This is a genomic window from Pseudomonas sp. PICF6 (assembly GCF_009831705.1).
In the GTDB taxonomy this organism is placed as follows: domain Bacteria; phylum Pseudomonadota; class Gammaproteobacteria; order Pseudomonadales; family Pseudomonadaceae; genus Aquipseudomonas; species Aquipseudomonas rhizophila.
In genome coordinates this window covers 272304-279373 of record NZ_WUUD01000032.1, presented here as the reverse complement: position 1 = coordinate 279373, position 7070 = coordinate 272304, and the positions used below count along the sequence as shown (strand labels likewise).

The 7070-nt window shown below is 61.1% G+C and carries 7 protein-coding genes; 6 read left to right on the top strand and 1 reads right to left on the bottom strand.

Going from position 1 to position 7070, the window contains the following annotated elements; all coding sequences use genetic code 11:
- Nucleotides 1-1489 (bottom strand): penicillin-binding protein 1A (locus GSM73_RS27735; protein ID WP_372241403.1); only part of this gene is annotated, 1489 nt, incomplete at its 3' end.
- A 207-nt stretch (nucleotides 1490-1696) separates the two neighbouring features.
- Between GSM73_RS27735 and GSM73_RS21800 the strand changes: the two genes are divergently transcribed.
- From GSM73_RS21800 to aroK, 6 genes are all read left to right on the top strand, one after another.
- Nucleotides 1697-2761, top strand: coding sequence for a pilus assembly protein PilM (locus GSM73_RS21800; protein ID WP_047225968.1), 1065 nt, complete (start codon nucleotides 1697-1699; stop codon nucleotides 2759-2761).
- Nucleotides 2761-3327 (top strand): PilN domain-containing protein, encoded by a 567-nt coding sequence (locus tag GSM73_RS21795; protein ID WP_047225967.1) that lies wholly within the window; start codon nucleotides 2761-2763, stop codon nucleotides 3325-3327. The genes GSM73_RS21800 and GSM73_RS21795 overlap by 1 nt, the downstream gene beginning before the upstream one ends.
- Complete coding sequence (pilO, locus tag GSM73_RS21790) at nucleotides 3324-3947, top strand: type 4a pilus biogenesis protein PilO (protein ID WP_047225966.1); 624 nt, start codon at nucleotides 3324-3326, stop codon at nucleotides 3945-3947. Before GSM73_RS21795 ends, pilO begins: the two co-directional genes overlap by 4 nt.
- A complete protein-coding gene (locus GSM73_RS21785) occupies nucleotides 3944-4489 on the top strand; it encodes a pilus assembly protein PilP (protein ID WP_160893798.1) in 546 nt (181 codons plus the stop codon). The genes pilO and GSM73_RS21785 overlap by 4 nt, the downstream gene beginning before the upstream one ends.
- Nucleotides 4486-6558, top strand: a complete 2073-nt coding sequence (pilQ, locus tag GSM73_RS21780) for a type IV pilus secretin PilQ (protein ID WP_160893796.1) — start codon at nucleotides 4486-4488, stop codon at nucleotides 6556-6558. The genes GSM73_RS21785 and pilQ overlap by 4 nt, the downstream gene beginning before the upstream one ends.
- Before the next feature lie 4 nt (nucleotides 6559-6562).
- On the top strand, nucleotides 6563-7070 hold a 508-nt coding region (aroK, locus tag GSM73_RS21775), incomplete at its 3' end, for a shikimate kinase AroK (RefSeq protein WP_160893898.1).

Below are 7070 nucleotides of genomic sequence, written 5' to 3'. Positions count from 1 at the left end.
TGTCCAGGTATTCGTCGACAAACACGATCGGTGCGTCGTTCACCAGGCTGGCGGCGGTGTAGCCGTTATCCAGGGCGGCGCTGTACACGAACGGTTTGAAGCTTGAACCCGGCTGGCGCTTGGCCTGCATCGCGCGATTGTAATTGCTCTGCTCGAAGGCGAAGCCACCGACCAGCGACCGGATGGCGCCGTCCTGCGGGTCAAGCGACACCAGGGCGCCTTGGGCGGCCGGGATCTGGCTGAACTTGAGGGTGTTGTCCGGCTGGCGCTGTACCCGGATCAGATCACCGACCTGGGCGACGTCCGACGGTTGTCGGGGGTTGGCGCCCATGCTGTTGGTGTTGAGGAATGGGCGGGCCCATTTCATGGTCTCCCAGCTCACGTGCTCTTCCAGCTCGCCATTGCGGGTCAGCACCATGATGCCGTCCTTGTCCACCTGGGTGACGATCGCCGGTTCCAGGCTGCTGATGGTGCGCTGCTTGGTCAATTCCTCGGCCCAGGCTTCTTTGGTCTTGCCTGGCAGGCGCGATTCAGGCCCGCGGTAGCCGTGGCGCTGATCGTAGGTGATCAGGCCCTCGTGCAGCGCGGTGTTGGCCATCTCCTGCAGATTGCTCGGCACCGTGGTGACCACGCGGAAACCCTCGGTGTAGGCGTCGCTGCCATAACGCCCAACCATCTCGGCACGGGCCATTTCGGCGATGTACGGCGCGTTCACCTCGGGGGTCGGCACGTGGTAGCTGGCGTTCAGAGGCTCATTGATCGCTGCGGTGTATTCGGCCTCGCTGATCTTGCCCAGCTTGTACATGCGCCCCAGGATCCAGTCGCGACGTTCCTTGCTGCGCGCCGGGTTGGCCAGTGGATTGAAGCGCGACGGTGCCTTGGGCAGGCCGGCGATCATCGCCATCTGCGCCAGGCTCACATCACGAATCGACTTGCCGTAATACACCTGCGCCGCCGCCTCGATACCGTAGGCGCGGTTGCCCAGGTAGATCTTGTTGACGTACAGCTCCAGGATCTCGTCCTTGGTCAGCTGTCGCTCGATTTGCAGGGCCAGGAGGATCTCGGTGGTCTTGCGCGAGAAGCTGCGCTCACTGGTCAGGAAGAAGTTTTTCGCCACCTGCATGGTGATGGTGCTGCCACCGGACTGGATATGGCCGCTTTTGATCAGCTGGCTAGCCGCCCGCATCAGGCTGCCCGGATCGACGCCGTAGTGATTGGCGAAGTTGTCGTCTTCAGCACTTAGTAACGCATTGATGAAATTGGGGGGAATGTCGGCGAAACGGATCGGCGTGCGGCGCATTTCGCCAAACTCTGCGATCAACTTGTCGTCGCTGCTGTACACCCGCAATGGAATCTGCAACTGAATACTTCTCAGCGCCTCCACGGACGGCAATCCCGGACTAAGGTAAAGAAACGCACCGCTCAGACCCAGGAGCAGTCCGCAGAAAACGGCGAGGATGGACCATCCGAAAAATTTCAGCAGACGAATCAAGGCTTTTGGATATCCAGGCAAAGAATGAAAAGGCGCCAGGTGCAGGGAAGGACCCGTGCTTGCAACAAAGCGAAAAAAAACGCTGGGCATTATAAGCATTTTTTTTCGTCGGTAACGCCACCCGGACGTCCGTCGGGCCGGAGTGATTGAACGCAACGCATATTAGAGAGTCCGTAACTCACGGATAGTCATAGGGAATTGGTAGTGCTACGACTCTTCAATAAAAAAGCCCATACGCTTTTGGGGATAGACATCAGTTCCACCTCGGTGAAGCTGCTCGAGTTGAGCCGCCAGGGTGACCGCTACCGTGTCGAGTCTTACGCGGTCGAGCCGTTGCCGGCCAACGCCGTGGTCGAAAAGAACATCGCCGAGCTCGAGGGCGTGGGCCAGGCATTGTCACGGGTGCTCGCCAAGGCCAGAACACCCTTGCGCAACGTGGCGGTGGCTGTAGCGGGGTCGGCGGTGATCACCAAGACCATCGAGATGGACGCCGGACTTTCCGACGACGACATGGAAAACCAGCTCAAGATCGAAGCCGATCAATACATTCCTTATCCGCTGGACGAGGTGGCCATCGACTTCGAAGTCCTGGGCGTTTCACCGCGCAGCGCCGAGCGGGTCGAGGTGCTGTTGGCCGCCTGTCGCAAGGAAAACGTCGAAGTTCGCGAGGCTGCGCTGGCGCTCGCCGGGCTCACGGCCAAGGTGGTCGATGTGGAGGCCTACGCGCTGGAGCGCGCCTTCGGGCTGCTTGCCACGCAACTGGCCGCGTCCCAGGAGCGGCTGACGGTGGCGGTGATCGACATAGGCGCCACCATGACCACCCTGAGCGTGCTGCATAACGGGCGCATCATCTATACCCGCGAACAATTGTTCGGCGGTCGCCAGCTCACCGAAGAAATCCAGCGCCGCTACGGCCTGTCACCCGAGCAGGCCGGGCAGGCAAAGAAGCAGGGTGGCCTGCCGGACGATTACCTCGGTGAGGTCCTGCAACCTTTTCGCGAGGCCCTGGTGCAACAGGTATCGAGGTCCTTGCAGTTTTTCTTCGCCTCGGGCCAGTACAGTGCGGTGGACCACATCCTCTTGGCTGGAGGCACCGCCTCGGTCGCAGGCCTGGACCGGCTGATCGAACAGCGCCTGGGCACGCCGACCCAGGTGGCCAACCCGTTTTCCAACATGGCCCTGGGCAGCAAGGTCAACGCCGGTGCCCTGGCCAGTGACGCACCGGCCTTGATGATTGCCTGCGGGCTGGCCCTCAGGAGCTTCGACTGATGGCGCGGATCAACCTTCTTCCCTGGCGAGAGGAGCTGCGTGAGGAGCGTCGCAAACGCTTTTTGCTGGCATTGGTGGGCGCATTGGTCGGTGCGGTGGGCCTGACGCTGATTGCGGTCCGCTACCTGGACAGTGCCATTGACCACCAGATGGCTCGCAACAGTCATATCAGCGAGCAGATAGCCGTGCTGGACGAGCGCATCAAGCAGATCAGCGAACTCAAGGCCCGCCGCCAGCAACTGCTGGAGCGCATGCGCATCATCCAGGACTTGCAGGGTAACCGGCCGGTGAGCGGGCGCATCTTCGATCAACTGGCGCGCACCCTGCCTGACGGAGTGTATTTCACCGAAGTGAAGATGGAAGACAAGACCCTCTCCATCAAGGGCGCGGCGGAATCGAACAACCGGGTCTCGGACCTGATGCGTAACCTGGACTCATCGGACCTGTTCGATGCGCCCAGCCTGACGGAAGTCAAGGCCACCACGGCCGGTCAGCTCGATCAGGCCAACGTCTTCCAGCTGACGGTTCGCCAGACCCGTCCGGCCATTGTCGAGGACGCCCAATGAAGCCGGGAGAGTGGTTCGAAGCGCTGCGCAAGATCGACATCAGTGAGCTGGATACCAACAACATTGGCTCCTGGCCGATGCCGGTCAAATGGTTGAGCGGCATCCTGCTGGTCATCCTGGTGCTGGGGTTGGGCTACAACTTTGCCTTGAGTGACTTGGAGAACCAGCTGCAGCAAGTGCGCGGGGAAGAAAACACCCTCAAGGCACAGTTTGCGGGCAAAGCTCACATGGCCGCGAACCTGGAGCGCTACACCGAACAGATGAAGCAGATGGAAGCCTCCTTCGGCGTGCTGTTGCGGCAATTGCCCAGTGACACCGAAGTGCCAGGCCTGCTGGAGGACATCACCCGCACCGGTCTGGGCAGTGGCCTGGAGTTCGAGGAGATCAAGCTGTTACCGGAGGTCACCCAGCCGTTTTACATCGAACTGCCGATCCAGATTACTGTGACCGGCGACTATCATGACCTGGCAACCTTCGTCAGCGGCGTTGCCGGACTGCCACGGATCGTCACGCTGCACGATTTCGACATCGCCCCGATGGAGCCCGACGCAGGAGCGAAACTGCGCATGAGCATCCAGGCCAAGACCTACCGGTACAACGAGCAGGAGGTGCAGCCATGAAGCCGGCTTGGCGCATTTTCCTACTGGCGGGGCTGGTCGTGCTGGCGGGCTGCAACAACGATAACGGCTTCAGCGACCTGGACGCCTACATGAACGAAGTGCGGCTGCGCCCGCCTGGCAAGATCGAGCCAACGCCGACGTTCAGGCCTTACGAAACCTTCACTTACAGCGCCGCCGACCTGCGCAGCCCGTTTTCACGGCAGGTCAGGGTGGATCAGGCCGGCCGCCAGAAGGGTGCACGCAACGTCCGGCCCGACCCGACTCGGGTCAAGCAATACCTGGAAGGCTTCAACATCGAGCAGTTTGAAATGGTCGGGACGATTTCCAACGTCAGCGGCTCCTTCGCGCTGCTGCGCGGCGCGGGCGGGGTGCACCGGCTCAAGGTCGGTGACTATCTGGGACGCAACGACGGGCGGATCGTCGGCATTAGCGCCACCCAGGTCGAGGTGGTCGAAATCGTTCCTGATGGCGAGGGCGCCTGGCTGGAACGGCCACGGACCATTCCTCTGAAAGAGCACTCAATAGTGGAACTCGAACAATGAACAGGTTTTTTTCAGCCCTCGGTATTTCGCTATGGATAGCGCTGTTGTCGCCGATGGTTCATGCGGTCAATCTGAAAACGCTGGATGTCGCGGCGCTGCCGGGGGACCGCATCGAGTTGAAACTCACCTTCGACGGGCCGCCCCCTGCGCCTCGGGGCTACACGACCGAGCAGCCGGCCCGGATCGCTCTGGATCTGCCGGGGGTGACCAGCCAGTTGGCCCACAAGAGACATGATCTTGGTGCTGGCAATGCGCGAAGCGCCACGGTGGTCGAGGCGGCTGATCGTACCCGTCTGATCATTGGCCTTACCCAGCTTGCGCCCTATACCGCGCGGGTGGAGGGCAACAGCCTGCTCGTGGTGGTCGGCAAGGGAGCGGTTGCCAGCGCTACTGCCCAGGCGCCACGCCCGGCGGCTCCCAGCGCTGTGCCCACCAGAGCCAGTGCGCCGGTGGGCAAGGCGATCCGAGGGGTAGATTTCCAGCGCGGCACCCAGGGCGAAGGCAACGTGGTGATCGATCTGTCGGACCCCTCGATCGCCCCGGACATCCAGGAGCGTGAAGGCAAGATCATCCTCAACTTCGCCAAGACCCGGTTACCCGAACCGCTGCGCGTGCGCCTGGACGTCAAGGACTTCGCCACCCCGGTGCAGTTCGTCAATGCCAGTGCCGGCGCCGACCGGGCCACCATCAGCATCGAACCCAGCGGTACTTTCGATTACTCCACCTACCAGACGGACAACAAACTGACCGTCAGTGTCCGACCCATGACAGTCGAGGATCTGCAAAAACGCGATGCCAGTCGCGAGGCCTACAACGGTGAAAAGCTGTCCCTCAACTTTCAGGACATCGAGGTGCGCTCGGTCCTGCAACTGATTGCCGATTTCACCAACCTCAACCTGGTGGCCAGTGACACGGTGCAGGGCGGCATTACCCTGCGCCTGCAAAATGTGCCTTGGGACCAGGCGCTGGACCTGGTGCTCAAGACCAAAGGGCTGGACAAGCGCAAGGTCGGCAATGTGCTGCTGGTCGCCCCCGCCGACGAAATCGCGGCCCGTGAGCGCCAGGAACTCGAATCCCAGAAGCAGATTGCCGACCTGGCGCCGCTACGGCGTGAGCTGTTGCAGGTCAACTATGCGAAGGCTGCGGACATCGCCAAGCTGTTCCAGTCGGTGACCAGTGCCGAAGCCAAGGCCGATGAGCGCGGTACGATCACGGTCGATGAGAGAACCAACAACATCATTGCCTACCAGACCCAGGACCGGCTCGACGAACTGCGCCGGATCGTGGCGCAGCTGGATATCCCGGTGCGCCAGGTGATGATCGAGGCGCGGATTGTCGAGGCCAACGTTGACTACGACAAGAGCCTGGGCGTGCGCTGGGGTGGATCGATCCAGAACAAAGGCAACTGGAACACTTCAGGGGTCACCACCGGCGACTCCACCACCATCGGCACGCCGGGCAGCACCAGCACCAACCAGCCGTTTGTCGATCTGGGCGCGTCGGGCAATACCTCCGGCATCGGCATCGCCTTCATCACCGACAATGTACTGCTGGACCTGGAATTGACGGCCATGGAGAAAACCGGCAACGGGGAAATCGTCTCTCAGCCCAAGGTGGTGACGTCCGACAAAGAGACGGCAAAAATCCTCAAGGGCACGGAGATTCCCTATCAGGAAGCCAGTTCCAGTGGTGCCACCTCGGTGTCGTTCAAGGAGGCCTCGCTGTCTCTGGAGGTGACCCCGCAGATCACCCCGGACAACCGCATCATCATGGAGGTCAAGGTCACCAAGGATGAGCCGGATTACCTGAACAAGGTGAATGATGTGCCGCCAATCAAGAAAAACGAAGTCAACGCCAAGGTGCTGGTCAATGACGGCGAGACCATTGTGATTGGCGGGGTTTTCTCAAATACTCAGAGCAAGGTCGTAGATAAGGTGCCATTTCTTGGCGATGTGCCGTATCTTGGCCGCCTTTTCCGGCGTGATGTGGTTTCGGAGCAAAAATCCGAGCTGCTGGTGTTCCTCACTCCGCGTATCATGAATAACCAGGCGATTGCTGTGAGTCGTTGATTCTGTGCGAAATTTGATTCTTGTTGGGCCGATGGGCGCTGGAAAAAGCACCATCGGCCGTTTGCTGGCCAAAGAGCTGCGCCTGCCATTCAAAGATTCCGACAAGGAAATTGAATTGCGCACGGGTGCCAATATCCCATGGATCTTCGATAAGGAAGGCGAGCCCGGCTTTCGTGACCGTGAGCAGGCGATGATCGCCGAACTGTGCGCGTTCGACGGTGTGGTGCTGGCCACCGGTGGCGGCGCGGTGATGCGCGAGGCCAATCGTCGGGCATTGCATGCCGGCGGACGAGTGGTCTATCTGCACGCCTCCGTCGAGCAGCAGGTGGGTCGCACCGCCCGGGATCGTAACCGTCCGCTGTTGCGCACCGCCGACCCGGCCAAGACCTTGCGCGACCTGCTGGAGCTGCGTGATCCGCTGTACCGGGAGATTGCTGATCTGGTGGTGGAAACCGACGAGCGGCCGCCGCGGATGGTGGTGCTGGACATTCTTGATCGCCTGCAGCAACTGC

Excerpts from the sequence above, each read along its gene's own strand:
- GSM73_RS21795 (WP_047225967.1), top strand. The coding sequence starts at position 2,761 with ATGGCGCGGATCAACCTTCTTCCCTGGCGAGAGGAGCTGCGTGAGGAG.
- GSM73_RS21785 (WP_160893798.1), top strand. The coding sequence starts at position 3,944 with ATGAAGCCGGCTTGGCGCATTTTCCTACTGGCGGGGCTGGTCGTGCTG.
- pilQ (WP_160893796.1), top strand. The coding sequence starts at position 4,486 with ATGAACAGGTTTTTTTCAGCCCTCGGTATTTCGCTATGGATAGCGCTG.
- pilO (WP_047225966.1), top strand. The coding sequence starts at position 3,324 with ATGAAGCCGGGAGAGTGGTTCGAAGCGCTGCGCAAGATCGACATCAGT.